Origin of the sequence: Xylanimonas protaetiae, from assembly GCF_004135385.1 — a bacterium.
Classification (GTDB): domain Bacteria; phylum Actinomycetota; class Actinomycetes; order Actinomycetales; family Cellulomonadaceae; genus Xylanimonas; species Xylanimonas protaetiae.
In genome coordinates this window covers 1,818,458-1,841,927 of sequence record NZ_CP035493.1, presented here as the reverse complement: position 1 = coordinate 1,841,927, position 23,470 = coordinate 1,818,458, and the positions used below count along the sequence as shown (strand labels likewise).

Below are 23,470 nucleotides of genomic sequence, written 5' to 3'. Positions count from 1 at the left end.
ATGAGGCTTCGTCTCCGCCTCAGGCGGGGGTCTCCTCCGTGAGCTTCGTCGTGCGCGACGGGTCGACCGGGATGCCCGGGCCCATCGTCGTCGAGATCGTCGCCTTGGTCAGGTAGCGACCCTTCGACGTCGACGGCTTGAGACGCAGGATCTCGTCCAGGGCCGCGGCGTAGTTCTCCACCAGCTTGGCCTCGTCGAACGAGACCTTGCCGATGATGAAGTGGAGGTTCGCGTGCTTGTCGACGCGGAACTCGATCTTGCCGCCCTTGATCTCGGTGACGGCCTTGGTGACGTCCATGGTCACGGTGCCGGTCTTCGGGTTCGGCATGAGGCCGCGCGGGCCCAGCACCTTGCCCAGACGACCGACCTTGCCCATGAGGTCCGGGGTCGCGACGGCCGAGTCGAAGTCCGTGAAGCCCGCGGCCACGCGCTCGATGAGCTCGTCGCCACCGACGATGTCCGCACCGGCGGCCTCGGCCTCGGCGGCCTTCGGGCCGTTCGCGAACACCAGGACGCGGGCGGTCTTGCCCGTGCCGTGGGGGAGGTTGACCGTGCCGCGGACCATCTGGTCCGCCTTGCGCGGGTCGACACCGAGACGGAACGCGACCTCGACGGTGGCGTCGTACTTGGTGGTGGACGTCTCCTTGGCCAGGCGCACCGCGTCGAGCGGGGCGTAGAACGAGTCGCGGTCGATCTTCTCCGCGACGGCCCGGTAGGCCTTGCTGTGCTTCGCCATGATGGCTTCTCCTTGAGTGGTCGTAGCGGGCCGGACGGGCCCTGCCACAGGTGGTGTTACAGAGATCGAGCTCAGGGTCAGAGCTCGGTGGTGATGCCCATCGAACGCGCGGTGCCGGCGACGATCTTCATCGCGGCGTCGATGTCGTTCGCGTTGAGGTCCTCCATCTTGGTCGTGGCGATCTCGCGGACCTGGTCCGCGGTCAGCTTGGCGACCTTGACGGTGTGCGGCGTGGCGGAGCCCTTGGCGACGCCTGCAGCCTTCTTGATGAGCTCGGCGGCCGGCGGCGTCTTCGTGATGAAGGTGAACGAGCGGTCCTCGTACACCGTGATCTCGACGGGCACCACGTTGCCGCGCTGCGACTCGGTGGCCGCGTTGTAGGCCTTGCAGAACTCCATGATGTTCACGCCGTGCTGACCGAGCGCGGGGCCGATCGGCGGGGCGGGCGTGGCCGCACCGGCCTTGATCTGGAGCTTGATGAGGCCGGCGACCTTCTTCTTGGGAGGCATGGGCCTTCCCCTTTCTTGTTCGTGGTCCGACGCCGTGGGCGATGAACCGGTTGCATGCCGAAGCCCGCGGAAGACCGCGGGCTGTCAGCGCCGTCGTGCGGTCAGATCTTGGCGACCTGGTTGAACGACAGCTCGACCGGGGTCTCCCGGCCGAAGATGGAGACGAGGACCTTGAGCTTCTGGGCCTCGACGTTGATCTCGGAGATCGTGGCGGGCAGCGTGTCGAACGGGCCGTCCGTGACGGTGACCGACTCGCCGACCTCGAAGTCCACGACGACCGCGGCAGCCTTGGCCTTCGCGGCAGCCCCGGTGGACTTGCCCGCGGCAGCCGGCGCCTCGACCATGACGGGCGCGAGCATCGAGAAGACCTCGTCGAGCGTCAGCGGCACCGGCTGGTGCGTGTGGCCGACGAAGCCCGTGACGCCCGGCGTGTGACGCACGGCGCCCCACGACTCGTCCGTGAGGTCCATGCGCACGAGGACGTAACCGGGGATGCGGACGCGGCGGACGGTCTTCTTCTGCGCGTTCTTGATCTCGGTCACCTCCTCCATGGGGACCTCGATCTGGAAGATGTAGTCCTCCATGTTCAGGCTCTGGATGCGGTTCTCCAGGTTGGCCTTCACACGGTTCTCGTAGCCCGCGTAGGAGTGGATGACGTACCAGTCGCCGAGCTGCGAGCGCAGGGTGCGCTTGAACTCCTCGGCCGGGTCCTCCTCGACCTCGCCCTCGGTCTCGTCACCCTCGACGTCCGCCTCGTCGGCGATGTCGTCCGTCTCGTCGGCGATGTCGCCGGCGTCCTCGGAGGCCTCGACGACGTCGGCGGCGGTCTCGTCCGCGGGCGCGCCGAGGTCGGCCGTGGCCTCGACAGGCTCCACGGCGTCGACGTTCTCCTGGTCCAGAGGCTCCTGGGACACGAACGAACCTGCTTTCGGCTAGCGGTGTGGGTGGTGCGAGGTGGCGTCGGTCAGCCGAGCAGGTGGAAGACGCCCAGCCCGATGAGGTAGTCCAGCAGCCCGACGAACGCCATCACGATGGCGACGAAGACGAGCACGACACCCGTGTAGGTGAACAGCTCCTGACGGGTCGGCGAGACGACCTTCTTGAGCTCGGCGACCACCTGGCGCACGAACAGCGCGATGCGCGCGAAGACGCCCTTGCGCGACGGCTCGGCCTTCTTGCTCGCCGGCGCGCCACCAGACGCAACGGCTTCGGTCGACTCGCTCACTGGCCCAACCTCGCACTTCCGACGGCGCCCGTGTCGCCTGCCGGCGACGCTGGGCGGCACTGACACCTTGACGTTCCGGGTCATAGACCCCTGGCAGGGTAGACAGGACTCGAACCTGCAACCTGCGGTTTTGGAGACCGCTGCGCTGCCAATTGCGCCACTACCCTTGGAGCTCGACAGCCTGCTGACACCGCCCTAGGGCGTGGTCGAGCATCGTGGCCGTCTACCACCGAGCGACAACTGTACGCGACGGGGAGGGATGGGTCGAACCACGTCCCCGGTCCACCGTTCGGTGGACGCCAGGTCCCACCGTCGGGTCGTCCCGCGCGAGGTGCCCTGCCGGGCACGGTGGAGGCATGACGACGACAGCTCTCCCGGCCGCGGCCGGCACCCGCACGGGGTCCACCGCGGCCCTCCGCGTGCGCGGCCTGCGCAAGCGGTACGGCACCCACCAGGCGCTCGACGGCGTCGACCTCGACGTCGCACGCGGCGAGATCTTCGCCGTCCTGGGCCCCAACGGGGCCGGCAAGACCACCACCGTCGAGATCCTCGAGGGCTTCCGGTCGCGCGACGACGGCGAGGTGAGCGTCCTCGGTCAGGACCCCGCCACGGCGGGCCGGGACTGGCGGGCGCGTCTCGGCGTCGTCCTGCAGGAGGCGCGCGACCTCACGGAGCTCACGGTCGCGGAGACGGTCCGCGCCACCGCGCGCTACTACCCCGCGCCCCGCGACCCCGCCGAGGTGATCGCCGCCGTCGGGCTCGAGGAGAAGGCCGGGAAGCGCGTGCGCACGCTCTCGGGCGGCCAGCGGCGTCGTCTCGACGTCGCCCTCGGCATCGTCGGGCGCCCCGAGCTGCTCTTCCTCGACGAGCCCACCACGGGCTTCGACCCCGAGGCACGGCGCGCGTTCTGGGACCTCGTGCGGTCGCTGCGCGACGACGGCACGACCGTCCTGCTCACCACCCACTACCTCGACGAGGCGGCGCAGCTCGCCGACCGTGCCGCCGTGGTCAACGCCGGGCGCGTCGTCGCCGTCGGCACGCCGGAGACGCTCGGCGGGCCCGGGGCCCGCACGCCCGTCGTCCGCTGGTACGACGACGGCCAGCCCCGCACGGAGCGCACGACGACGCCGACGGCGCTCGTCGCCCGGCTCGCCGCGGCGGCCGGGACCGGCCGCGAGATCGACGGCCTGACCGTCACCCGGCCCAGCCTCGAGGACGTCTACCTCGACCTCATCCGCACCCGTCCGGAGGACCCGTCATGAGCACCGCCACCGTCGTCACCGCCCCGCGCCTGCCGGGACTCCTGCCGCTGGCCCTCGTGCGCGCCGGCGTCGAGCTGCGCGCGTTCCTGCGCGAACGCGACGCGGTGATCTTCATCCTGGCCTACCCCGTGGTGATGTTCGCGATCTTCGCGAGCGTCTTCGGGGCGGACCAGCAGGTGGCCCAGACCGGCGGCGGGGAGGTCTCCGTCGGCTTCGCGCAGTACTTCCTGCCCGGCATGCTCGCCACGGGCCTCATGCTCACGAGCTTCCAGTCGCTGGCCGTCTCCGTGGCCCTCGAGCGCGACGACGGCACGCTCAAGCGGCTGCGGGCCACGCCCGTGCCGGCCGCGGCCTACTTCCTGGGCAAGGTCGGGCAGATCCTCGCCGTGTCGGTCGTGCAGGTCGCGGCGCTGCTCGCGCTCGCGCACTACGGGTTCGACGTGCCGCTGCCGACGACGGCCTCCGCGTGGGCGACGTTCGCGTGGGTGTTCCTGCTCTCGACGGCGACCGGGGCGGTGCTGGGCGTCGCGTTCTCGTCGGTGCCGCGCTCGGGGCGCTCGGCGGCCCCCGTCGTCACCTCGGTCGTGCTGGTGCTCCAGTTCGTCTCGGGCGTGTTCTTCGCGTTCTTCAGCCTGCCGACGTGGATGCAGACCGTCGCGTCGGTGTTCCCGCTCAAGTGGACCGCCCAGGGCATGCGCTCGGTGTTCCTGCCCGACGAGGCGAGGCTGCTCGAGGTGTCGGGGTCGTGGCAGCACGGCCTGACGGCTGCGATCCTGGTCGCATGGCTGGTGGTCGGGCTGGTGGTCGGGGTGCGCACGTTCCGCTGGCGGCGTCGTGACGACGGCTGATCCCGGAGGCGCAGCGGAGGGTGAGGGCCGAGGCACGAGGCACTCGCCCGCAGCGGAGCCGCAGGGCTCAGCCGCAACGGGCACGGCTGATCCCGGAGGCGCAGCGGAGCCGCCCCTCTGGGCGGACGGGTCGGTGCCGGGCGGTCCGCTGACCGACTGGGACCGGCTCGTCGTGTGGTGGGACGTCGCGTTCTACGTGAGCCTCGGGCTCGTCGCGCTGTCGCTCGTGTTCGACGGATCGTGGGGGCGGGCCCTGACGGTGCAGCTCGTCTGCGTCGCGGCGATCGCCGTGGCGTACGCGCTGCTCGGCGCCCGGGCGGCGCGCCGGCGCGACCCCGCGGCCCGGTGGGCGTACCTGGCGGTCCTGGTCGTCGGGCTGACCGTCGCGACGGCCCAGGGCGAGCTGGCGTCGCTGCTGCTGTTCGTCGCCTTCGCGCACGCGTGGATGCTCAGCGAGCGACGACGCGAGGGCGTCGCCGTCGTCGTGGTGCTCACGGTCGGCACGTTCCTGGCCATCTGGGGGTCGCAGGGCTGGACGGCTCCCACGCTGACCGACCTGGCGCCACAGTTCCTGGTGACGCTCGCGTTCGCCGTCGGGCTGGGGCTCTGGGTGGCACGCACGATGCGGCAGTCCGCGGAGTACGCGGCGCTCGTGGACACGCTGCGGGCCGCGCAGGCGGAGCTCGCGGCGACCCAGCACGCCGCGGGCGTCGCGGCCGAGCGGGAGCGGCTCGCGCGCGAGATCCACGACACGCTCGCGCAGGGGTTCATGAGCGTGGTCACGCAGGCCCAGGTCGCGTCCGTCGCGCTGGACCGCGGCGCCGACGACGTCGTCCGCGAGCGCCTGGCCACGATGGAGACGACGGCGCGCGACAACCTCGCGGAGGCGCGCGCCCTGGTGGCGGCGTTCGCGCCGGTCCCGCTCCAGGGCGCGTCGCTGGTCGACGCGCTGCGGCGGCTTGCGGAGCGCTGGGCGGCGGAGACGGGCCTGCGCGCGGTGGTCGAGGCCGGCGACGTCGGACCCCTCGCGGCGGGTGACGAGGTGGTGCTGCTGCGGGCCGCGCAGGAGGCGCTGACCAACGTGCGCCGGCACGCGGGGGCGTCGGCGGTGTGGCTGACGCTCGACGGCGGCGGCGCCGAGCGTGTGCGGCTCGAGGTGGTCGACGACGGCGCCGGCATCCCGCCCGGCGCCCCCGAGGGGTACGGGCTGCGCGGCATGCGCGACCGGGTCGTCGCCGTCGGCGGCACGCTCGCCGTCACGTCCGGCGGCGACGGCGGGACGGTGCTCACCGTGCTGCTGCCGGCGCGGGGCCTCGGTGCGTCTCCGGCGCGCGAGGCGGACGCGTCCCCGGCACAGGCCGCGGGCCGGGTGCCCGGGCGGGGCGCGCCGTGAGCGGCGTCGTGCGGGTGCTCGTGGTGGACGACCACCCGGTGGTGCGCTCGGGCCTGGTGGGCATGCTCGCGGTCGAGCCGGACCTCGAGGTGGTGGGCGAGGCCGGCGACGGTCACGAGGCCGTGCGGCTGGCCGCGGCGCTGGCCCCCGACGTCGTGCTCATGGACCTGCGCATGCCGGGGCTCGACGGCGTCGGCGCGACGACGGCGATCGCCGGGACGGGGCCGCGCGTGCTCGTGCTGACCACCTACGACACGGACGCGGACATCCTGCGTGCGGTCGAGGCCGGGGCGACCGGGTACCTGCTCAAGGACACGCCGCGGGACGCGCTGGTGCGCGGGATCCGCGCGGCGGCGCAGGGGCAGACGGTGCTGGCGCCGACGGTCGCGACGCGGCTCGTGGGGTCGGTGCGCACGTCGGCCGAGCGGCTGACGCCGCGCGAGGCGGAGGTGCTCGGGCTGGTCGCGGAGGGCTGCTCGAACGCGGAGGTGGGCCGCCGGCTGTTCATCGCGGAGGCGACGGTCAAGACGCACCTGCTGCGGGCGTTCGCGAAGCTCGGCGCCGACGACCGCACGGGGGCGGTGACGGAGGCGCGGCGCCGGGGCTGGCTGGCGTGACCGGCTCGGCACGGGCGATCGGAACGTGTGTCTCGGATCGGAGCGTGCGGCGGACCGCACGCTCCGATCGCGACGGCACGTTCCGATCGGGTGGCAGGGTGCGAGACTCGGGCGATGCGTGACCTTGCCCGGCTGCCCAAGGCGCACCTGCACCTGCACTTCACCGGGTCGCTGAGCGTGCCTTCCCTGCGCGACCTGGCCGCCGCGCGCGGGATCCGGGTGCCTGCCGCGCTGCTCGACGGCGACCCGCTGCGCGTGCCCGCCACGCAGCGCGGCTGGTTCCGGTTCCAGCGGCTGTACGACGCCGCGCGCGCCTGCGTGCGGTCCGAGGCCGACATGCGCCGCATCGTCGACGAGGCCGCCGCGGCCGACGCCGCCGAGGGGTCGGTGCGGCTCGAGCTCCAGGTGGACCCGACGTCGTACGCGCCGTTCGTCGGGGGCATCACACCGGCCGTCGAGATCGTGCTCGACGCCGCGAAGGCCGCGAGCGCCGAGCACAGCCTGGAGGTGGCCGTCGTCGTCGCGGCGTCGCGGATCCGGCACCCGCTGGACGCGCGGACGCTGGCGCGCCTGGCTGCCCGGTACGCGGGAGAGGGGCCGGGCGAGGTGGTCGGGTTCGGGCTGAGCAACGACGAGCGGTCGGGGCGCACGGACGCCTTCGCGCCCGCGTTCCGCATCGCGCGCGACGCCGGGCTGGCGGCCGTCCCGCACGGCGGCGAGCTGCTCGGCGCGGACCACGTGAGCGTGCTCGTCGACGAGCTGCGCCCCGACCGGCTGGGCCACGGCGTCCGGGCGAGCGAGGACCCGGCGGTGCTCGCCGACGTCGTCGCGCGCGGCATCGCGCTGGAGGTGTGCCCGGCGTCGAACGTGGGCCTGGGCGTGTACGCGGACGCCGCGGCGGTGCCCCTGCGCACGCTCGTGGACGCCGGGGCGACGGTGGCGCTCGGGGCGGACGACCCGCTGCTGTTCGGGTCGCGGCTCGTGGACCAGTACGAGGCGGCGCGCACGGTGCACGGGTTCGACGACGCCGGGCTCGCCGACCTGGCGCGCGGCTCGATCCGGGCGTCGCGCGCGTCGGCAGCCAGCAAGACGCGGATGCTCGCCGGGGTGGACACCTGGTTGGATGCGCCGGCATGAGGCATGGCGAGCGACGTTGGCCCACGGTCGACGTCGTGTGGCTCGTCGTCGCGTTCCTGTGCGGCGTCGTGTCGCTGGCGCTCGTGGTCGGGGTGGCCCTGGGGCGCGGGGACTCGCACGACCGTCCGTCCGGAGCCCCGAGGGCCTCGGAGGCATCCGCCCCCGAGCCGGCCGGCATCGGCCACAAGCCCCCGGCCGACGGTCGGTAGCCGGGGCCGGGGCGACGCCCAGCACCGGACAACGTTTCCGCCCCCTGGGACGTTCTAGGTACCGAGCACCCACGCACGGACGACGTGGGACGGTGGAGATCACGACTGCGTGACGATGCGTGCCACGCACTGCGACGGCGCGGCGAGTCGGGCAGGCTGAACGCCCGGTGTGCGCGGTCGCACCGGAACGAGGAGGGCGACGGGCATGACGGACCGGGAGAAGCACAGCAAGGGCGCCGGGGCGTCGCGTCGCGCCCGGCGGGGCAAGGCGCTCGCGCCGCTGCTCGCCCTGGCCCTCGCGGCGTGCGCGTGGCCGGGACAGGCCGCGGAGCAGCCGGAGGCCGGTCCGAGCGCGCCCGCGTCCGCGACGCCGAGCGCCACCCCCAGCCCGGCGCCCACGCCGTCGGACCCGACGCCGAGAGCGTCCGCGACCACGCCGGCCGAGGCGTCCGCGCCGCCGGAGGCCTCTCCGCCTCCCGCCGACGCGTCCGCACCCCCGGCCGAGGCACCCGCCACCGAGGCACCCCCGGCCGAGCCCACGCCCACCCCGACCCCTACCGATCCGCCCGCCCCGTCGTACCCGCAGCGCGGGTCGTCGGGCCCCGAGGTGCTCGCCCTCCAGCAGCGGCTCCAGGAGCTCGGCTACGGCTTCGTCAAGGCCGACGGCGACTACGGCTCCGGCACCCAGCAGGCCGTGTGGGCGTTCCAGAAGGCGGCGGGCCTGCGCCGCGACGGCGTCGTCGGGCCGAAGACGCAGCAGCTGCTGGACGAGGGGTTCCGGTCGCAGGCGCGCTCGTCGTCGGGCAAGGTCGTGGAGATCGACATCGACCGGCAGATCCTGCTCGCCGTCGAGGACGGGCACGTGGTGCGCATCATCAACGCCTCGTCCGGCAACGGGAAGACGTTCGAGGCGAAGGGCCGCAGCTACCGGGCCGTGACGAACCGCGGCACGTTCAAGGTGACGTCGCAGGAGAACGGCATGCACGCCTCCACCCTGGAGCTCGGCGACATGTGGCGGCCCAAGTACTTCAACGGCGCGATCGCCGTGCACGGCTCGGGGTCGATCCCGCCCTACCCCGCGTCGCACGGCTGCGTGCGCGTGAGCAACGGCGCCATGAACTGGCTCTGGGACACGTGGGGCATGCCGATCGGCACGCCCGTGCTCGTCTACTGAGCCGCTACAGCGAGACGCCGACCAGCACCGGCTCGGGCTCGAGCGCGATCCCGTACGCGTCCAGCACGCCGTCGCGGACGGTGCGGGCGAGGGCGACGACGTCGTCGGCGCTCGCTCCCCCGCGGTTGGTCAGGGCGAGCGTGTGCTTGGTGGACAGCGTCGCGGCGCTGTGCGGGCCGGCGACGCCGTAGCCCTTGCCGAAGCCGGCGTGGTCGATGAGCCACGCCGCCGACGTCTTGACCAGGGTGGGGTCGACCGCGCCGAGGCTGGGGCCCGTCGTCGTCATCGGGACCGCCGAGCGGACGGGGTAGCGCGGGGCGTCGGGCGGCAGCAGGTCGGCGTGGTCGACGTGCACGATCGGGTTGGTGAAGAAGGACCCGGCCGACCAGCGGTCGTGGTCGGCGCCCGGGGCGGAGCCGAACCGGCCGTCCTGGAGCATGCCCTTGCCGGCCCGCAGCTCGAGCACGGCCTCGCGCAGCGCGGCCGACGAGGCCCGCTCGCCCACCTCGACGCCGAGCCGCTTCGCGAGCTCGGCGTAGCCGACCGGGGCGGAGTGCGTGCCGAGCCGCATCTGGAAGGTCACGTCGAGCACGACGTACCGCGGCGTCGGGTACCAGGGCGCCTGCGGGTCGTCGGCCGTGGGCGCGCCGCGCATCGACTGCTTGAGCAGCGACGCGCGGTAGCCGAGCGCGAGCTCGCCGACGGCGAAGGTGCGCACCCGGCCGCGCAGCCGGTCCCAGGTGCGGACGGTCGACAGCGCCCCGGCCACCTCCTGCCCGTACGCGCCGATGTTCTGCACGGGCGCGGCCCCCACGGTGCCGGGGATGCCGGACAGCGCCTCGACGCCCACCCAGCCGTGCTCCACGGCGGCCGCCACGAGGTCGTCCCAGTCCTGCCCGCCGACGGCGGTGACGCTCGCCCCGCCACAGGAGTCCTCGGAGTCCAGCGCGAACCCTGAGCGCGCGTCGCGCACGACGACACCGCCGAACCCCTCGTCGGCCACGAGCAGGTTGGACCCGCTGCCGACCACGAGCACCGGGGCCCCGGCGTCGTCGGCCGCACGGAGCGTGTCGATGAGCTCGGCCTCGGTGGTCGCCTCGACGTAGGCGTCCGCGGGGCCGCCCACCCGCAGGGTCGTCAGCTCGGCCAGGGACGGTGCTGCGGTGGAGATGCTCACGCGCCCAGCGTAGCCACCCGCGCCCGCCCACCGGCGGCGGGCTGCGACGGCGCGCGCCACGTCGTGGGCCACCTCAAATCGTTTCGTGCCTGGTCGGCACGCCCCGGGTAGGCTCGCGGCACGCTCGTCCCCGCCGGCAGCCCCGCCGACAGCCCCGCCCGCAGCCGGACGCAGCCGGACGCGCCGCACGACGAGCCGCCACGACGACAGGAGACACGATGGCCCGACCCGCAGGCCGCCCCACGCTCGCGAGGGTCGCCGAGCGCGCCGGGGTGTCCGTGTCGACGGCCTCGCTCGCCTTCTCCGGCGCCGGCCCCATCACGCCCGAGACGCGCGACCGCGTGCTCGCCGCCGCCGCCGAGCTCGGCTACGCCGGCCCCAACCCGCTGGGCCGCCAGCTGCGCTCGGGGCGCTCCGGCATCGTCGGCGTCGTCATCGGCGACAACCCCGGGCGCGCGTTCCGCGACCCCGTGTCCGTCAAGGTGCTCGACGGCCTCATGGAGGTGCTCGGCGAGCAGCGGCTCGGCGTGCTGCTCGTGCCGGGGATCCGCCCCGCGGCGAACGCCCCGTGCACCGACGCCGCCGGGCACGGCGACGCACCCGATATCCCCGCCGGCGACGCCCCTCGCGTCGCTCCCGTCGACCCGCTCGTCGAGTCCGCGGCGATGGACGTCGCCGTCCTCGTGTGGGGCGTCGTGACCGACGACCCCAACGTCGCCGCGCTCCAGCGCCGCGGCGTGCGCATCGTCGTCGGGGAGGGCCACGCGATCGACGGCGCCCCGCTCGTGCGCATCGACGACCGGGCCGGGGCCGCCGAGGCGGTCCGCCACCTGCGCGACCTCGGGCACACGCGCATCGCGGAGATCGCGCTGCCGTTCGGGCGCGGCGAGCGCTCCGGGCCCGTCGACGAGACGCGGCTCGCCCGCGCCGACCGCACCCCGGCCCGCAACCGCCTCGCGGGCGTGCGCGACGTCGTCGAGCCCGTCATCACGTGGGAGACGCCCGCCTCGCTCGTGGAGCACGGGCGTGACGCCGCGACGGAGATCCTCGGCCAGTGGGTGCCCGACTCGGAGCGCCCGACGGCGATCTTCGCCCACTCCGACCTGCTCGCGGCCGGCGCCGTCATCGCGGCCCGCGAGCTGGGGCTGCGCGTCCCCGAGGACGTCTCGATCGCGGGCTTCGACGGTCTGGACCTGCCGTGGCTGTCCCCGACGTCCTCACGAGCGTCAGCCAGCCGCTGCGCGAGAAGGGCGCGGCGCTCGGCCGCGCCGTCGTCGGGCTGCTGGCCGGCGACGAGCCCACCGTCCAGACGCTGCCGGTGAGCCTCGTCCCGGGGACGACGACGGGGCCGGCACCGCGCGCGTGAGCGCGTGGCACCGGCCCCGGGTCGGTGTGTCCTAGAGGCCGTGCTTCTCGAGGCGGACGACCGCCTGGGCCTTGCCCAGCACGCGGGCGCCCTCGTGCATGACCGTCAGGTCGATGCGCGCGGTGCGCGCCTCGGCGTCCAGCGCGCCGACGGCGGCCGAGACCTCGACGGCGACGACGTCGGCGGCCGGCACCGGGATCGGGCGCGTGAAGCGCGTCTGGTAGTCGACGACGCGGCCCGGGTCGCCGGCCCACTCCTCGACGACGCCGACGGCCGAGCCCATCGTGAGCATGCCGTGCACGATGACGTCCGGGAGGCCGACGCCCGTGGCGAACGCCTCGTCCCAGTGGATGCGGTTGAAGTCGCCGCTGGCCCCGGCGTAGCGCACCAGGCGCGGCCGGTCGAAGTGCAGGGTCGCGGTGGCGACGACGTCGCCGACGGCGAGGTCCTCGAACGACGGGGTGCTCACTTGCCCTCCCCACGGACCGCGAGGGTCGAGGTCACGGTGGAGACCGGCTCGCCCGCGACGGTGCGGATCTCGCAGCGGGTGGTCACCATGGCGATGCCTGCACGGTGGGTGACGGCGTCCACGTGCAGCACCGTCACGAGCTCGTCGCCGGCGACGATCGGTCGGTGGTGCGTGAAGCGCTCGTCGGCGTGGACGACGCGCGAGAAGTCGATGCGGGCGGCCGGGTCCTGGACGTACTGCGCCTCGGCGGCCTGCGCGACCACGACGGCGAACGTGGCCGGCGCGACGACGTCCGGATAGCCGAGACCCCGCGCCACCTCGGGGTCGAGGTGGGCGGGGTGCCGGGCACCGACGGCCGCCGCGAACTCTCGGAGCTTCTCCCGGCCGACCTGGTACGGGGCGGTGGCGGGGTACTCGCGACCGGCGAAGCCGGTGTCAGGCAGCGTGTCAGTCATGTTCTGTTGTGCGCGTGCGCCGCTGGGTCAGCGGGTCTCGCGGTGCGCCGTGTGCTTGCCGCAACGCGGGCAGAACTTCGCCAGCTCCAGGCGGTCCGGGTTGTTGCGGCGGTTCTTCTTGGTGATGTAGTTCCGCTCCTTGCAGTCCACGCAGGCGAGCGTGATCTTCGGACGGACGTCAGCGCTCTTGGCAGCCATGGTGAGTCACCTCTCGCGCCCCCGGAAGACGCCACGTGCAAATCGGAGTCGGCCACGACGCCGGTGGTCGTGCCGTCGGGCCACGAGGCCCATGGAACTGAAGTGGTAGCGAGGGCGGGGCTCGAACCCGCGACCTCACGATTATGAGTCGTGCGCTCTGACCAGCTGAGCTACCCCGCCACAAACGTGACTTAACGCGAGGCCACCGTCCGTCATTCCGGATGGCGGCCCCGCGTCGTGATCACAGAGCCCCGAAAGGGAATTGAACCCTTGACCTTCTCCTTACCATGGAGATGCTCTGCCGACTGAGCTATCGGGGCAGCGGGAGAGACTCTACACGCGATCCGGCGGGCTGCGAAATCGGCTCCGTCACGCGCCTGGCGGCTGTGACGGGCGCCTCGTCCGCCCCGTGGACCGGGTGTGGAGGCTCCCCCACGGCGAAGGGCCCGACCGTCGGGCCGGACCCTTCGCACTGGTGCCAGGTGAGGGATTCGAACCCCCGAAGCTTTCGCGTCTGATTTACAGTCAAACGTTACCGCATCTTCGACCAGCACTGACGCTAGATCGCTCGGTGAGGTTGCCACCGATCAGGCAAATAAGTACGGTGAGACTGCTGCATGGATTGCTGACACCGCAGGAGGTCTCATGACGAAGGAACGCCGGGTCGAGTACGGGACAGGCAGCATCTACCAGCGCTCCTCCGACCACCGCTGGATGGGTGCGATCGGCGCCGGCACCACCATCCGTGGCACGCAACGGCGCATCACCGTGTCCGCCAAGTGCACCTGCAAGGGCGGCTGCCGCGGCGAGAAGTGCGGCGGCTACACCGCCGTCAAGAGGAAGCTCGCGACGAAACGACGCGAAATCGAGACGCACGGCACACCTACCGAGGGTGTTCGCGCCGGGACCACCATCAAGGCGTGGTCCGCCGACTGGCTCGCCGAGCACAGGAAGCATGCCCGCCCGAAGTACTACTCCACCGACGCGTCGTTCGTGCGGCACTGGATCATCCCCACGATCGGCACCCGGCGCTTGACCGACCTCACCCCTGCCGACGTCCGGGACGTGACCCGCGCTGTGACCGCGGGCGGCCGCTCCACCACCACCGCGTCCGGCGTCCAGGGCTGCCTGCTGCGGATGCTGCGCTCCGCCGTCGCCGAAGGCCACCTCGTGCCGCAGCGCGTCTTCCTGACCAAGGCCCCGAAGCTCGCCGTGTCCGACCGGGACGCGATCCCCAACGAGGAGGCGAAGCGGATCCTCGCCCACGCGTCCACCCTCGCCGGCGGGTCACGCTGGGTCGCCGCCCTCCTCAACGGGATGCGGCAGGGCGAGTGCCTCGGCCTGACGTGGGACCGCGTCGACTTCGACAAGGGCGTCCTCGACGTCGACTGGCAGCTGCAGGCCCTGCCCTACGAGCACGGCTGCGACGGAGGCGACGACAGCCCGTCGTGCGGGCGCAAGCCGTCCGGGTGCCCCGCCCGCGCGTTCCGCGTCCCGGACGGGTATGAGGCGCGCCAACTGCACCTGGCCCAGCACCTCGTGCGGCCCAAGTCGCAAGCGGGGTGGCGCATCATCCCGCTCACCCCGTGGATGGAAGCCGCGCTGCGCGAGTGGAAGCCGAACGCGCCCGCCAACCCCTGGGGGCTCGTGTGGCCCTCCACGCATGTCACTGCGTCCGGCAAGTCCCGGGTGCGGCCGCAGAGCTCGACCCGGGACCGTGATGCCTGGTACGCCATCCTCGAGGCGCTCGACATCGAGCACGACGCCGGCCGTGCGTACCTGGTCCACGAGATGCGGCACACGACCGCGAACCTGCTCCTTGAGGCTGGTGTCGACCCGGAGGTCATCAAGGCGATCATGGGTCACTCGTCGATCGTCACGAGCCGCGGGTACATGCACGCGAACCAGGAGATGAAGCGGGCGGCGTTGGCGAAGTCGTCGAGTCTGCTGCTGACCGACGGCACCGAGGCCGCCTGACGTACCGCCCAGTGAACGAAGAGGGCCCCGAACCATTAACCGAGAGTTAATGGTTCGGGGCCCTCTTCGTCGTCTCCTACTGCTTGCTCGTGCGGATCGACCGCACCCGCTCCATGAACGTCGCCGCAGCCGCGGTCAGCGCCTCTGTGAGCTCGCCCGGAGCCAGGTCGGTGTAGTCGCCGGCCTTCAGCGGCAGCTGGAGTTGGCCGTCCGTCGACACGGCCTCAGATGCGTTGGGGATCTTGCCCCCGTCGACGATCCGGTTGATCGCCCCGACCGGCCAGCCAAGCCACTGCTCAAGGCGGGACAGGGACTTCGCGCGAGGCCACTTCTTCCCCCGCAGGAAGTCGAGCACGGTGACGTCCGCCAGGCCGGCTGCCTGCGCGGCCGCCGTCGGCGTGAAGTCGCGTTCGCTGATCGCGGTCCGGACGGCCTCGATGGCCCTCAGCTCTGCGGGGGTGCGGTCGATGCCCTCGGACATGGGTGGTCCCTCAGTTTCATTCGGTTACTCCAGTTGCGCTCATCGTGTCACCTGCTCGGAGATACGGGTACACGAGCACCGTAGGCCCCTGTTGTGGCGTGTCGGAACCCCCTTGCCTCGCGTCGGTGCGCTGCCGACGGGGTGAAGTTCGATGTTCGACTCCCCTCTTACTGGACGTTACCGAGTGTCGGTGGCATCATTGTGCGTGTTGGAGCACCGAGAGATTCGGTCAAGTTCAGCCACACAGGAGGCCACCCATGGCACTGGAGACCGACAAGGTCATCTGGTCCGTCCAGGAGTTCGCCGCCGCCGTGGGCCTGTCCCCACAGGGCGTGCGCGACCTCATCTTCGCGGGCCGCATCAAGGCCAAGCGGCACAACCCCGACCTGGCGCTGCGGTCGAAGTACGCGATCACCACGTCGCCGGTCGAGTACCGCGACTCCCTCGTCGACGCCTGACTCACCCACCCACAGCAGCGGGCCGCCACCCCAGATCCACCACAGATCAAGTCGGGATGACGGCCCACCACTAGCCCCGGAGTGTATCGAATGACCACGTACGAGACCTGGCTTTCCCGCCAGGAGGAAGCCCGGCACCGCCCCGAGCCTGAGCCGACGTGCCTCGTCTGCGAGACCGCCGTCGGCGTCGCCTACGACGTCGACCTGTCCGCGAGCCTGTGCGACGAGCACGACCGCGAGTTCAGTGCCTGGGCCGACGAGAACCCCGGCGCCTACTACGAGGACTGGCCGGTCATCGCGCCGGCGTCGTTCGTCGCCCCGAACGCCGAGCTCGACTCCGTGCTGCCTGCCGACGGCGCCATCGCCGAGGGGTACGCGTCCGCCCACGGTGCCGGGGTTGCCATCGTCGGCGCCGTCATCATGGCCTGCCTCGCTGGCGGGTTCATCGCCCTGCTGTCCATGCCCGCCGGCACGGTCGGTCAGGCCGTCGTCGGGTGGGGCCTCATCGGCTCCGGGCTCGCACTCCTCGCCCGCATCATCAAGACGGGCGCCCTCCAGTGAAGGGCATCCGTGACGCCCTGCGGGCGAACCTCGCGCGGATCGTCGACCGATCCGGGCACTCCCAGGACTGGGTGGCGAAGGCCATGCAGGAGCGCGGGCACAAGTGGCACCAGACCACCGTCTACAAGGTCCTCAACGGGCGACGGAAGGTCGAGGTCACTGAGGCTCTCGACCTGGCCGACGTGCTGGGGGTCACGCTCGGTGCACTGCTCGGGCGGCAGCCGCAGGACACGGCGTCCGAGTACCGCAAGGGCTACACCGACGGCCACAACGCCGCCACCTCCGAGCTCGTGGCGTTCCTCGCGAAGCAGATCGGCGAGGGGGCGTGATGACCGCCATCGACACCCGCCCGGTCCCCCCGAAGCCGGGCACCGACGCGTGGGCGCGGATCTTCACCGCGTCCAAGGCGGCCGCGATCCTCGGCCTGTCCCCGTGGGAGTCGCCCCGGTCCATCTGGCACAAGATGCGCGGCGACGTCCCGTCCGACGACGGGAAGAACACCGACGTCAAGAGCCGCGGCCACTACCTCGAAGACGGCCTCATCTCGTGGTGGCAGGACCGGCACCCGGAACTCAAGCGGGTCCGCCGCCAGTGGTTCGCCGAGCTCGGGGCGTGGGCTGCTGCGACACCGGATGCGGCAGCCTGGACGGTGCAGCGCCCGCGCGACGGGCGTGCACCTGCCGTCGTCATGGACGCGAAGACGTCCCGCAACGACGACGAGTGGGGGGTGCCGGGCACCGACGAGGTGCCCGCGTACTACGCCGCCCAGCTGCAGTGGCAGATGCATGTCACCGGGGCTCAGCGCGCGTACATCGCCCTGCTGACGACCCGCCTCGACTTCCGCGAGTACGTCATCGACTACGACCCGGACACCGCGAAGGCGCTCGCGCGGATCGCGTACGAGTTCTACCTGTCCACCCTCGACGAGCAGGCGGCACCGCCGCTCGACGACCACGTCGCGACGTTCGACACGCTCAAGCGGCTCCACCCGGACATCGAGGCCGACTCGCAGGTGGAGATCCCCGAGGACATGGCACGCGCGTTCGTCGACGCGCAGGCCGCGAAGAAGGCGGCAGAGGCCGCGGAGCGGGCCGCGAAGTCGGCGGTGCTCGACGCGATGGGAGACACCCGCCTCGCCGTGTACGGCGGGCAGGTCGTCGCGAGGCGGCAGGGCAACAAGACCAGCGTCTCCCTGGTCGGGGTCGCGAAGTCCATCGAACCGAAGGAGTGAGCATGTCTACCGAGATCACCACCCGTGGCCCGTCATCGGACCTTGCCATCGCGGACGGGCAGACGTTCTTCACCGACAAGCAGATCGGCGCCCTGCGGCAGCTTGGCGTGCAGGATGCGTCGAACGCCGACCTGGCCGTGTTCTTCCACCAGTCGACCAGGACGGGCCTGGACCCGTTCGCCCGACAGATCTACATGATCGGCCGCAACCAGAAGAACCCTCGCACGAACCAGTGGGAGACGAAGTACACCATCCAGACGGGCATCGACGGGTACCGGCTCATCGCCCGCCGAGTCGTCGACTCCCGCGGGGAGACCCTCGAGTACGAGGACACCGTCTGGTGCGGCGAGGACGGCGAGTGGAAGGACGTGTGGCTGTCGCAGCAGCCGCCGGCAGCGGCGAAGGTGACGGTGCTGCGCAACGGGAAGCGGTTCTCCGCGATCGCGCTGTGGCGCGAGTACGTGCAGACGAACCGTGACGGCGGCCCGAACAGCATGTGGGGTCGTATGGGGTCCGGCCAGCTCGCGAAGTGCGCCGAGGCGCTGTCGCTGCGCAAGGCGTTCCCGCAGGACCTGTCCGGCATCTACACCGCCGAGGAGATGGGGCAGGCGGACAACGTCCAGGCGCCGCACGTGCAGGCCTCGCCGACGCCGGCGCCTGCCCAGGGGAACCCGCGGTCGGGGTCGTCGAAGCTCGCAGCTGCGGTGGCCGCGCACCCGGCCGCGCAGGGCGAGGAGATCGTCGACGCCGAGGTCATCGAGCACCCGATCACCCCGGCGCAGAAGGCCGCCATCACCCGCCTGATGAAGCGGGAGGGCCTGACGAAGAACGCCATGCTGACCCTCGCTGAGGACGTCACCGGGCGCGAGATCACCGGCGCGAACGACCTCACGGAGGACGAGGCGATCGCGGTCGTCATGCGGCTCGAGAACCCGCCGACGGCACCGGAGCAGGTCGACCTGCCCGAGGACGTGTTCGGTGGGCGCGAGCCGCAGACGGCGGCGTCGTGATGGGCAAGTACCCGCACGACGACGGCGACTGCCACGGCACACGCTGCGAGGACTGCGGCTGCTGCATGCACACCACGACCGTCTGCCTCGGCAGCGCGCGTGACGGCGAGCGGTGCCGCAACACCTACTGCGGGTGCTCCGAGTGATCCCGATGGCGCCCACACCCATCGAGTACGGGCGGATGGTCGAGCGGAATCGCCGCGCGGCTGTCGTCCTCGCCCGCACCGAGCACGACCTCATCGAGGCGGCGGCTGAGCGGCGCCGGGCCCGGGTCGAGGAGACCCGCACCGCCCTGCGCCGTCAGGCCCGTACCGAGACCGCGGCGCTGATCGCTGAGGCGACCGCGCTGCTCCCCCAGATCGTCGCCGCCCACGGCGACACCCCGACCTTGCAGGCCGCCCGGTGCGCGGCCATGCAGGACTGACCCCGGAAGGAATCACCATGGCTGGAGAGACCGTCGTCACGGTCGTCGGCAACCTGACCGCTGACCCGGAGCTGCGCTTTACGAGCTCGGGTGCTGGTGTCGCGTCGTTCACCGTCGCGTCGACCCCTCGCACGTTCGACAAGAACGCGAACGAGTGGCGCGACGGCGACGCGCTGTTCCTGCGGTGCTCGGTGTGGCGCGAGGCGGCGGAGAACGTCGCCGAGTCCCTGAGCAAGGGCATGCGCGTGATCGTGCAGGGACGTCTGACGCAGCGTTCGTACGAGACGCAGCAGGGTGAGAAGCGCACCGTCGTCGAGATGCAGGTGGACGAGGTCGGGCCGGCGCTGAGGTACGCGACGGCGAAGGTGACACGCGCGCAGCGGCAGGACGGTGGCGGGCAGCGCCAGCAGCGCGGCGGTGGACGGCAGCAGGACGACCCGTGGGCGACGGACGGGCGCCCGTAGGGCGGCGGCCAGTTCAACGACGAGCCGCCGTTCTGACCATGACCGACACGATCCAGATCGCGCCCTACACGTACACCTGCACGGGGTGCGGCGCGCAGTTCCACGGCTTCACCGAGGCCCGCGCCCGGAACGACTTCCACCAGCACGTCCAGGCGAAGCACCCGCGTGCGCTCGTCGTCGTTATCCCGCCGACTGCGGACGGTACGAAGTGACCGCGCCAACCACCTCCCGACCAGCAGTGGACGTGGCAGCGATCGGAGCCCGCTACCAGCGCGCCTTGGACGCCAAGCCGTCCAAGGGCGAGTACACGCAGAAGGGCATCGACGCGCTCACGGACTCCGTGTGCGACGTGCCCGATCTGCTCGCCGTCATCCAGCGGGTGCGCGACCTGGCCGCCGAGTGGGAGCGCGACGCCGTCGTGCTCAGCAAGGAGGACAACCTCTCGTACGCCAACTGCACGGCCCTCGACGCCCGGGCCCTGCGTGAGGCGCTGGGGGTCGACTCGTGAGCTACGACGTCTCGTTCCGCCGACCGACCGTGGAGCCGCACCAGGACTGCAGGGCGCACCACGTCGACCCGGCAACCGCGCCCGACCTCGCCTGGCACAACCACACCTCGAACACCGCGGGTGTGTGGCGTGCCGTTGGCCTCGACCTGACCCTCTTCGACCGTCGACCGGCGGGAGCCCTGATCGCCCCGCTCGACGACGCCATCACGAGGATCGCCGCCGACCCGTGCGCGTTCGACCGGCACGTCCGCGGTGGCGGGTCGTGGGGAACCGTCGAGTCCACGCTCGGCTTCCTCCGCGCCCTGCGTGCATCCGCCGAGGAGTACCCGGCTTCGACCGTGGAGGTGTCCTCGTGACCGCCACGAGCGAGCCACGGTACGGCGCTGGCTCGGCGATCCCGACCGACGTCGGGTACGTCGACGCCAGCGCCCCGCAGCGCATCCAGCTCCGCCGCACGCGCGGCTGGCGCAAGCCCGAGGGCGCGATCAAGGTCGACCGGACCACCGTGTGGGGCAACCCTTTCAAGGTCGGCGCCGTCGCGCCTGCCGCGAACTGGCCCGAGAGTGACCCGCGGTTCAGCAGGGACGGCAACCACACGGTCGCCGACGCCGAGGAGGCTGTGGACCTGTTCCGGGAGATGGTTCGCCGGGGTGGCTGGTACCTGTGCCGCTCCTATGGGAAGCCCGACGGCCAGATCCTCACGGTTGGGCCCATGTGGCAGCCCTGGGAGCCAGCGGCTCGCCTTGCCGGGCACGATCTCGCCTGCTGGTGCCCGCTGCCAGAGCCTGGCGAGCCCGACCACTGTCACGCGGCGGTCCTGCTGGCCATCGCCAACGGGGGTGCGTCATGAGCCGCGCGTTCGAGGCCCGCTACCCCGGCCGCTGCACGGACTGTGGCGGGGCGATTGAGCGCGGGCAGATGATCCGCTACTCGGCCGGCGACTCCAACACCATCGCCGTCGGTGGATTCGTCCATGACGGCTGCGAGGACGCCGACCCGGAGCAACCACCGGTCATCTGCACGACGTGCTGGCTTACGAAGCCGTGCGACTGCGAGGCCGGCGCATGACCGCGCTCGACGTCGACCTGACGCTCACGCTCACGTGCGCCGCCGACGGGTGCGCCCGACCAGCCGTGGTCTCCGGGGTGACCATCTGCCCTGGGGCCCACGGCCCGGCCCCGGTCTGCGGGGGACACCAGGCCGCACTGCTCGCCGCATGGCTGGACGTCCTCCTCGACCCGGACGGGCTCATCGTCTGCGACGAGCACGAGGTCATCCTCCCCGTGCCGCCCGTGCAGTGGCGTGACCTCTGATGGCCGTCACCGGAACCGAGGTCAAGAAGGCGCTCGCCCTCCGCCACGAGGTCGATGCGATGCTCGCCGACCCGGACCTGACCGGGGACCTGCTGCTCGTCGCGCTCATCCTCGTGGCCCTGCTGCACGACCCGGCCCGGAAGCGTGGCGTGTCCTGGCGGCAGATCGCCGAACGGGCAGGCATGGACGTCAACCAGCGGCTCAGGTTCATCATCGCCCGCGACGTCCCCCGCTACGAGCCGCCCAACGGTAACGGCTGCACGGCCGCGATGATCCGCCGTGACGGACCCTGCGGGAAGCGCACACACGCCTCGGGCTACACGATCGACCCGCTCACTGGTGTGCGGACACCGTGGGGTCGCTGCACCCGCCACTACAGCATCCCCGACGAGCGAGCCCGAGCGGCCACGTTCCAGGCGTGGGAGGCGAACGGGAGGCCCGAGCCGCCGGCGAACGCGGGCGGCATCCTGCCCCGCTACTTCGACACGGACTGGATGGCCGTGTGGGCGTGGGCCGCCCCGTACCGCAAGCCGCTACCCGACGGGAAGCCTCCCACACCACCGAAGCCCGTCCTGCGACTCATCCGCGGCGGTGCGGCATGAGCACCACGACCGACGAGCTCGCGCACCTCGACGTCGACCTGGACGAGACCGTGCCGTGCTCCGTCGTCGACTGCGACCACGACGCCGACTGGGCGCTCTACCTCCACGACTGCCGCCACACCCTGCCCACCTGCACCGCATGCCGCGACTACCTGAGCCAGATCGCGGGCCTCATCGACGGCCCGTTCATCACTCACAAGCCTGCCTGCCCCGCCCACAACTACCACTGGACCTGGAGACCGCTGTGACGATCGCCGCGAACTTCGCACCCCCGAACCGCACCGAGCAGACCCTCCGCAGCGGCCCCGACGAACGCGCCGCCTACACCGCCGAAGTCGGAGCCACCCGCGTCCGCGCCGACCTGCACGCCCTGCTCGGCAAGCTCAAGGACCAGCGCACCATCAAGGCCAACCAGCGTGTCGCCGGCGACCTCGCCGTGCAGGACCACGCCCGGTGGCTCGCCGGGCAGAAGGCGTACGAGATGCACGTCAAGGCGTGGCTTGCCGACCTCGACGAGGCCCACCCCGTCGTTGTCCGGGACGTGGACGAGCAGCACGCCCGCCGCAGGGCCGCGCTCACCCACCACATCCACACCATCGACACCCTGGCCCTCGCCATCCACACCTACCTCGAAGACGAGGACGCGTCCGAGGACATCCTCGAGGACGCCCTCGACGCCACCCTGTGGATGGGCGCCGACCGACCAGCCGTGCCGCTCCGCGACGCCATCGCCCAGGGCCTCCTGCCGCACACCCCAGGGCGGTGACCCGTGACCGTCGACCTGTTCACCGCCACCGAGCCGGCCAAGGCGCCGGACCGCAAACTCGACGCACACGCGGTGCAGGAGATGCTGCGCCGCCACTACCTGCCCGACAACCGGCCCGCGTCGGGCGCGTTCGTCACGGAGATCCAGGCGCCCGAGGGCTCCCGTCGCGCCGACGCCCTGTGGGTGCCGCTCACGATCGCCGGCGGGTACGAGATCGTCGGACACGAGATCAAGGTGTCGCGCTCCGACGTCCTCGCCGAGCTCGCCGACCCGACGAAGGCTGAACCGTGGGCGAAGCACTGCACCCGCTGGTGGCTCACCGTGTCAGACCCCGCCCTGGTCGCCGGGCTCGACATCCCCGAGGCGTGGGGCATCATGGCGCCCCCGTCCGGCCGCCGAACCCGCACCATGACCGTGATCCGGCAGGCTCCCCGCCTCCACCCGGCCGACACCGGACCTGCGTTCCGGCGCATCCTGGCCGCGACTCACTACCGCACCCAGGACCGCATCGGGGAACTCGAACGTGAGCGCGACTACCAGAAGCACCTCGTCGAGTCGGCCGAGGCACGCGCACAGAAGGCGGCCGATCGTGCCGCCGAAGCGGGCGCCGCCTGGTCGTCACCGCACACCGACCGCATCCGCGCGATCGTCCGCGCCGTCGAGAAGGCGTCCGACGACTGGGCTGGTGGCTGGTTCTCGATCGGCGACGGCGTCCACCACGACCTGAGCGACTCGATGATCGTCGACGGCATCGTCGACTACGCCCGCACCCGCAGCCTGGCCCGACACATGCAGGACGACCTGCGCCGACTCGCAGCACGGTCCAAGGAGACGATCGAGTCGATTGCGCAGACGGCCGCCAAGGTCGCCGCAGAGGCCGCCGAGGTGTCGCGCTGATGG

Annotated in this window: 34 protein-coding genes, 3 tRNA genes and 1 pseudogene; 26 read left to right on the top strand and 12 right to left on the bottom strand. The window is 72.2% G+C overall.

Features of this window, described 5'->3' with window-relative positions:
• Positions 1–19: 19 nt before the first annotated feature.
• The 5 genes from rplA to ET471_RS08480 all read right to left on the bottom strand — a co-directional run bounded on the left by rplA (position 20) and on the right by ET471_RS08480 (position 2,637).
• On the bottom strand, positions 20–736 hold the full coding sequence (gene rplA / locus ET471_RS08500; protein WP_129187582.1) for a 50S ribosomal protein L1: 717 nt from the start codon (positions 734–736) through the stop codon (positions 20–22).
• A 77-nt stretch (positions 737–813) separates the two neighbouring features.
• Complete coding sequence (gene rplK / locus ET471_RS08495) at positions 814–1,245, bottom strand: 50S ribosomal protein L11 (RefSeq protein ID WP_129187581.1); 432 nt, start codon at positions 1,243–1,245, stop codon at positions 814–816.
• A gap of 101 nt (positions 1,246–1,346) precedes the next feature.
• The gene (nusG, locus tag ET471_RS08490) at positions 1,347–2,159 is read right to left on the bottom strand and encodes a transcription termination/antitermination protein NusG (RefSeq protein WP_129187580.1); all 813 of its coding nucleotides are present in this window, start codon (positions 2,157–2,159) and stop codon (positions 1,347–1,349) included.
• A 50-nt stretch (positions 2,160–2,209) separates the two neighbouring features.
• Positions 2,210–2,470, bottom strand: a complete 261-nt coding sequence (gene secE, locus ET471_RS08485; RefSeq protein ID WP_129187579.1) for a preprotein translocase subunit SecE — start codon at positions 2,468–2,470, stop codon at positions 2,210–2,212.
• A gap of 91 nt (positions 2,471–2,561) precedes the next feature.
• Positions 2,562–2,637, bottom strand: a tRNA-Trp gene (locus ET471_RS08480).
• A 189-nt stretch (positions 2,638–2,826) separates the two neighbouring features.
• Here ET471_RS08480 and ET471_RS08475 point away from each other — a divergent pair.
• The 7 genes from ET471_RS08475 to ET471_RS08445 all read left to right on the top strand — a co-directional run bounded on the left by ET471_RS08475 (position 2,827) and on the right by ET471_RS08445 (position 9,110).
• Complete coding sequence (locus ET471_RS08475) at positions 2,827–3,732, top strand: ABC transporter ATP-binding protein (protein ID WP_129187578.1); 906 nt, start codon at positions 2,827–2,829, stop codon at positions 3,730–3,732.
• Positions 3,729–4,580: an ABC transporter permease gene (locus ET471_RS08470; protein ID WP_129187577.1), complete on the top strand. Its 852-nt coding sequence runs from the start codon at positions 3,729–3,731 to the stop codon at positions 4,578–4,580. The genes ET471_RS08475 and ET471_RS08470 overlap by 4 nt, the downstream gene beginning before the upstream one ends.
• A gap of 133 nt (positions 4,581–4,713) precedes the next feature.
• Positions 4,714–5,973: a sensor histidine kinase gene (locus ET471_RS08465; RefSeq protein ID WP_129187576.1), complete on the top strand. Its 1,260-nt coding sequence runs from the start codon at positions 4,714–4,716 to the stop codon at positions 5,971–5,973.
• Positions 5,970–6,590, top strand: coding sequence for a response regulator (locus ET471_RS08460; RefSeq protein WP_129187575.1), 621 nt, complete (start codon positions 5,970–5,972; stop codon positions 6,588–6,590). Before ET471_RS08465 ends, ET471_RS08460 begins: the two co-directional genes overlap by 4 nt.
• 114 nt (positions 6,591–6,704) lie before the next feature.
• On the top strand, positions 6,705–7,727 hold the full coding sequence (locus ET471_RS08455; protein ID WP_129187574.1) for an adenosine deaminase: 1,023 nt from the start codon (positions 6,705–6,707) through the stop codon (positions 7,725–7,727).
• A complete protein-coding gene (locus ET471_RS08450) occupies positions 7,724–7,936 on the top strand; it encodes a hypothetical protein (protein ID WP_129187573.1) in 213 nt (70 codons plus the stop codon). The genes ET471_RS08455 and ET471_RS08450 overlap by 4 nt, the downstream gene beginning before the upstream one ends.
• A 205-nt stretch (positions 7,937–8,141) precedes the next feature.
• Complete coding sequence (locus tag ET471_RS08445) at positions 8,142–9,110, top strand: L,D-transpeptidase family protein (protein ID WP_129187572.1); 969 nt, start codon at positions 8,142–8,144, stop codon at positions 9,108–9,110.
• A 4-nt stretch (positions 9,111–9,114) separates the two neighbouring features.
• Here ET471_RS08445 and ET471_RS08440 read toward each other — a convergent pair whose 3' ends face one another.
• Positions 9,115–10,287: a UDP-N-acetylmuramate dehydrogenase gene (locus ET471_RS08440; RefSeq protein WP_129187571.1), complete on the bottom strand. Its 1,173-nt coding sequence runs from the start codon at positions 10,285–10,287 to the stop codon at positions 9,115–9,117.
• A gap of 218 nt (positions 10,288–10,505) precedes the next feature.
• On the opposite strand from ET471_RS08440, the pseudogene ET471_RS08435 reads away from it, so the two are divergent.
• Positions 10,506–11,653, top strand: a pseudogene (locus ET471_RS08435) (LacI family DNA-binding transcriptional regulator).
• A gap of 31 nt (positions 11,654–11,684) precedes the next feature.
• On the opposite strand, the gene ET471_RS08430 reads toward ET471_RS08435, so the two are convergent.
• The 5 genes from ET471_RS08430 to ET471_RS08410 all read right to left on the bottom strand — a co-directional run bounded on the left by ET471_RS08430 (position 11,685) and on the right by ET471_RS08410 (position 13,095).
• Entirely contained in the window at positions 11,685–12,122 is a 438-nt protein-coding gene (locus ET471_RS08430; protein WP_129187570.1) for a MaoC/PaaZ C-terminal domain-containing protein, read from the bottom strand.
• Entirely contained in the window at positions 12,119–12,577 is a 459-nt protein-coding gene (locus ET471_RS08425) for an FAS1-like dehydratase domain-containing protein (RefSeq protein WP_129187569.1), read from the bottom strand. Before ET471_RS08425 ends, ET471_RS08430 begins: the two co-directional genes overlap by 4 nt.
• Before the next feature lie 27 nt (positions 12,578–12,604).
• A complete protein-coding gene (gene rpmG, locus ET471_RS08420) occupies positions 12,605–12,775 on the bottom strand; it encodes a 50S ribosomal protein L33 (RefSeq protein WP_129187568.1) in 171 nt (56 codons plus the stop codon).
• Positions 12,776–12,878: 103 nt separating this feature from the next.
• A tRNA-Met gene (locus ET471_RS08415) sits at positions 12,879–12,955 on the bottom strand.
• A 67-nt stretch (positions 12,956–13,022) separates the two neighbouring features.
• Positions 13,023–13,095, bottom strand: a tRNA-Thr gene (locus ET471_RS08410).
• A gap of 325 nt (positions 13,096–13,420) precedes the next feature.
• Here ET471_RS08410 and ET471_RS08400 point away from each other — a divergent pair.
• The gene (locus ET471_RS08400) at positions 13,421–14,752 is read left to right on the top strand and encodes a tyrosine-type recombinase/integrase (protein WP_129187567.1); all 1,332 of its coding nucleotides are present in this window, start codon (positions 13,421–13,423) and stop codon (positions 14,750–14,752) included.
• 76 nt (positions 14,753–14,828) lie between these two features.
• On the opposite strand, the gene ET471_RS08395 is transcribed toward ET471_RS08400, so the two are convergent.
• The gene (locus tag ET471_RS08395) at positions 14,829–15,233 is read right to left on the bottom strand and encodes a hypothetical protein (protein ID WP_129187566.1); all 405 of its coding nucleotides are present in this window, start codon (positions 15,231–15,233) and stop codon (positions 14,829–14,831) included.
• Between the two features lie 257 nt (positions 15,234–15,490).
• Here ET471_RS08395 and ET471_RS08390 point away from each other — a divergent pair, with 257 nt between their 5' ends.
• The 17 genes from ET471_RS08390 (at position 15,491) to ET471_RS08315 (ending at position 23,467) form a co-directional block, all read left to right on the top strand.
• The gene (locus ET471_RS08390) at positions 15,491–15,691 is read left to right on the top strand and encodes a hypothetical protein (RefSeq protein ID WP_129187565.1); all 201 of its coding nucleotides are present in this window, start codon (positions 15,491–15,493) and stop codon (positions 15,689–15,691) included.
• Positions 15,692–15,781: 90 nt separating this feature from the next.
• On the top strand, positions 15,782–16,252 hold the full coding sequence (locus tag ET471_RS08385) for a hypothetical protein (RefSeq protein WP_129187564.1): 471 nt from the start codon (positions 15,782–15,784) through the stop codon (positions 16,250–16,252).
• Complete coding sequence (locus tag ET471_RS08380) at positions 16,249–16,581, top strand: helix-turn-helix domain-containing protein (protein WP_129187563.1); 333 nt, start codon at positions 16,249–16,251, stop codon at positions 16,579–16,581. The genes ET471_RS08385 and ET471_RS08380 overlap by 4 nt, the downstream gene beginning before the upstream one ends.
• Positions 16,581–17,483 carry a YqaJ viral recombinase family protein gene (locus ET471_RS08375; protein ID WP_129187562.1) on the top strand — a complete coding sequence of 301 codons (903 nt, stop codon included), beginning with the start codon at positions 16,581–16,583 and terminating at the stop codon, positions 17,481–17,483. Before ET471_RS08380 ends, ET471_RS08375 begins: the two co-directional genes overlap by 1 nt.
• Before the next feature lie 2 nt (positions 17,484–17,485).
• Positions 17,486–18,493: a phage recombination protein Bet gene (gene bet, locus ET471_RS08370; RefSeq protein WP_129187561.1), complete on the top strand. Its 1,008-nt coding sequence runs from the start codon at positions 17,486–17,488 to the stop codon at positions 18,491–18,493.
• 151 nt (positions 18,494–18,644) lie between these two features.
• Positions 18,645–18,917 carry a hypothetical protein gene (locus ET471_RS08365; protein ID WP_129187560.1) on the top strand — a complete coding sequence of 91 codons (273 nt, stop codon included), beginning with the start codon at positions 18,645–18,647 and terminating at the stop codon, positions 18,915–18,917.
• A gap of 17 nt (positions 18,918–18,934) precedes the next feature.
• Positions 18,935–19,381 (top strand): single-stranded DNA-binding protein, encoded by a 447-nt coding sequence (locus ET471_RS08360; protein ID WP_129187559.1) that lies wholly within the window; start codon positions 18,935–18,937, stop codon positions 19,379–19,381.
• Between the two features lie 38 nt (positions 19,382–19,419).
• Positions 19,420–19,593 (top strand): hypothetical protein, encoded by a 174-nt coding sequence (locus ET471_RS18020; protein ID WP_165350456.1) that lies wholly within the window; start codon positions 19,420–19,422, stop codon positions 19,591–19,593.
• A gap of 32 nt (positions 19,594–19,625) precedes the next feature.
• The gene (locus tag ET471_RS08355) at positions 19,626–19,889 is read left to right on the top strand and encodes a hypothetical protein (protein ID WP_129187558.1); all 264 of its coding nucleotides are present in this window, start codon (positions 19,626–19,628) and stop codon (positions 19,887–19,889) included.
• On the top strand, positions 19,886–20,245 hold the full coding sequence (locus ET471_RS08350) for a hypothetical protein (RefSeq protein WP_129187557.1): 360 nt from the start codon (positions 19,886–19,888) through the stop codon (positions 20,243–20,245). The genes ET471_RS08355 and ET471_RS08350 overlap by 4 nt, the downstream gene beginning before the upstream one ends.
• A complete protein-coding gene (locus ET471_RS08345; protein WP_207207358.1) occupies positions 20,242–20,739 on the top strand; it encodes a DUF4326 domain-containing protein in 498 nt (165 codons plus the stop codon). The genes ET471_RS08350 and ET471_RS08345 overlap by 4 nt, the downstream gene beginning before the upstream one ends.
• On the top strand, positions 20,736–20,957 hold the full coding sequence (locus ET471_RS08340; protein WP_129187556.1) for a hypothetical protein: 222 nt from the start codon (positions 20,736–20,738) through the stop codon (positions 20,955–20,957). The genes ET471_RS08345 and ET471_RS08340 overlap by 4 nt, the downstream gene beginning before the upstream one ends.
• Positions 20,954–21,202: a hypothetical protein gene (locus ET471_RS08335; RefSeq protein WP_129187555.1), complete on the top strand. Its 249-nt coding sequence runs from the start codon at positions 20,954–20,956 to the stop codon at positions 21,200–21,202. The genes ET471_RS08340 and ET471_RS08335 overlap by 4 nt, the downstream gene beginning before the upstream one ends.
• Positions 21,202–21,804: a hypothetical protein gene (locus tag ET471_RS08330; RefSeq protein WP_129187554.1), complete on the top strand. Its 603-nt coding sequence runs from the start codon at positions 21,202–21,204 to the stop codon at positions 21,802–21,804. The genes ET471_RS08335 and ET471_RS08330 overlap by 1 nt, the downstream gene beginning before the upstream one ends.
• Entirely contained in the window at positions 21,801–22,052 is a 252-nt protein-coding gene (locus ET471_RS08325) for a hypothetical protein (RefSeq protein ID WP_129187553.1), read from the top strand. The genes ET471_RS08330 and ET471_RS08325 overlap by 4 nt, the downstream gene beginning before the upstream one ends.
• Positions 22,049–22,570, top strand: coding sequence for a hypothetical protein (locus tag ET471_RS08320; RefSeq protein ID WP_129187552.1), 522 nt, complete (start codon positions 22,049–22,051; stop codon positions 22,568–22,570). The genes ET471_RS08325 and ET471_RS08320 overlap by 4 nt, the downstream gene beginning before the upstream one ends.
• Positions 22,571–22,573: 3 nt before the next feature.
• A complete protein-coding gene (locus ET471_RS08315) occupies positions 22,574–23,467 on the top strand; it encodes a hypothetical protein (RefSeq protein WP_129187551.1) in 894 nt (297 codons plus the stop codon).
• The last annotated feature ends 3 nt before the right edge of the window (positions 23,468–23,470 follow it).

Bases quoted from the DNA above. Each gene is read 5' to 3' on its own strand.
- ET471_RS08400 (WP_129187567.1), top strand. From the start codon at position 13,421: ATGACGAAGGAACGCCGGGTCGAGTACGGGACAGGCAGCATCTACCAG.
- bet (WP_129187561.1), top strand. From the start codon at position 17,486: ATGTCTACCGAGATCACCACCCGTGGCCCGTCATCGGACCTTGCCATC.
- ET471_RS08425 (WP_129187569.1), bottom strand. From the start codon at position 12,577: ATGACTGACACGCTGCCTGACACCGGCTTCGCCGGTCGCGAGTACCCC.
- ET471_RS08385 (WP_129187564.1), top strand. From the start codon at position 15,782: ATGACCACGTACGAGACCTGGCTTTCCCGCCAGGAGGAAGCCCGGCAC.
- ET471_RS08325 (WP_129187553.1), top strand. From the start codon at position 21,801: ATGAGCACCACGACCGACGAGCTCGCGCACCTCGACGTCGACCTGGAC.
- ET471_RS08395 (WP_129187566.1), bottom strand. From the start codon at position 15,233: ATGTCCGAGGGCATCGACCGCACCCCCGCAGAGCTGAGGGCCATCGAG.
- ET471_RS08450 (WP_129187573.1), top strand. From the start codon at position 7,724: ATGAGGCATGGCGAGCGACGTTGGCCCACGGTCGACGTCGTGTGGCTC.
- ET471_RS08470 (WP_129187577.1), top strand. From the start codon at position 3,729: ATGAGCACCGCCACCGTCGTCACCGCCCCGCGCCTGCCGGGACTCCTG.
- ET471_RS08330 (WP_129187554.1), top strand. From the start codon at position 21,202: ATGGCCGTCACCGGAACCGAGGTCAAGAAGGCGCTCGCCCTCCGCCAC.
- ET471_RS08390 (WP_129187565.1), top strand. From the start codon at position 15,491: ATGGCACTGGAGACCGACAAGGTCATCTGGTCCGTCCAGGAGTTCGCC.
- ET471_RS08340 (WP_129187556.1), top strand. From the start codon at position 20,736: ATGAGCCGCGCGTTCGAGGCCCGCTACCCCGGCCGCTGCACGGACTGT.
- rpmG (WP_129187568.1), bottom strand. From the start codon at position 12,775: ATGGCTGCCAAGAGCGCTGACGTCCGTCCGAAGATCACGCTCGCCTGC.
- ET471_RS08475 (WP_129187578.1), top strand. From the start codon at position 2,827: ATGACGACGACAGCTCTCCCGGCCGCGGCCGGCACCCGCACGGGGTCC.
- rplA (WP_129187582.1), bottom strand. From the start codon at position 736: ATGGCGAAGCACAGCAAGGCCTACCGGGCCGTCGCGGAGAAGATCGAC.
- ET471_RS18020 (WP_165350456.1), top strand. From the start codon at position 19,420: ATGACCGACACGATCCAGATCGCGCCCTACACGTACACCTGCACGGGG.
- ET471_RS08360 (WP_129187559.1), top strand. From the start codon at position 18,935: ATGGCTGGAGAGACCGTCGTCACGGTCGTCGGCAACCTGACCGCTGAC.
- ET471_RS08445 (WP_129187572.1), top strand. From the start codon at position 8,142: ATGACGGACCGGGAGAAGCACAGCAAGGGCGCCGGGGCGTCGCGTCGC.
- ET471_RS08365 (WP_129187560.1), top strand. From the start codon at position 18,645: ATGGCGCCCACACCCATCGAGTACGGGCGGATGGTCGAGCGGAATCGC.
- rplK (WP_129187581.1), bottom strand. From the start codon at position 1,245: ATGCCTCCCAAGAAGAAGGTCGCCGGCCTCATCAAGCTCCAGATCAAG.
- ET471_RS08375 (WP_129187562.1), top strand. From the start codon at position 16,581: ATGACCGCCATCGACACCCGCCCGGTCCCCCCGAAGCCGGGCACCGAC.
- ET471_RS08455 (WP_129187574.1), top strand. From the start codon at position 6,705: ATGCGTGACCTTGCCCGGCTGCCCAAGGCGCACCTGCACCTGCACTTC.
- ET471_RS08335 (WP_129187555.1), top strand. From the start codon at position 20,954: ATGACCGCGCTCGACGTCGACCTGACGCTCACGCTCACGTGCGCCGCC.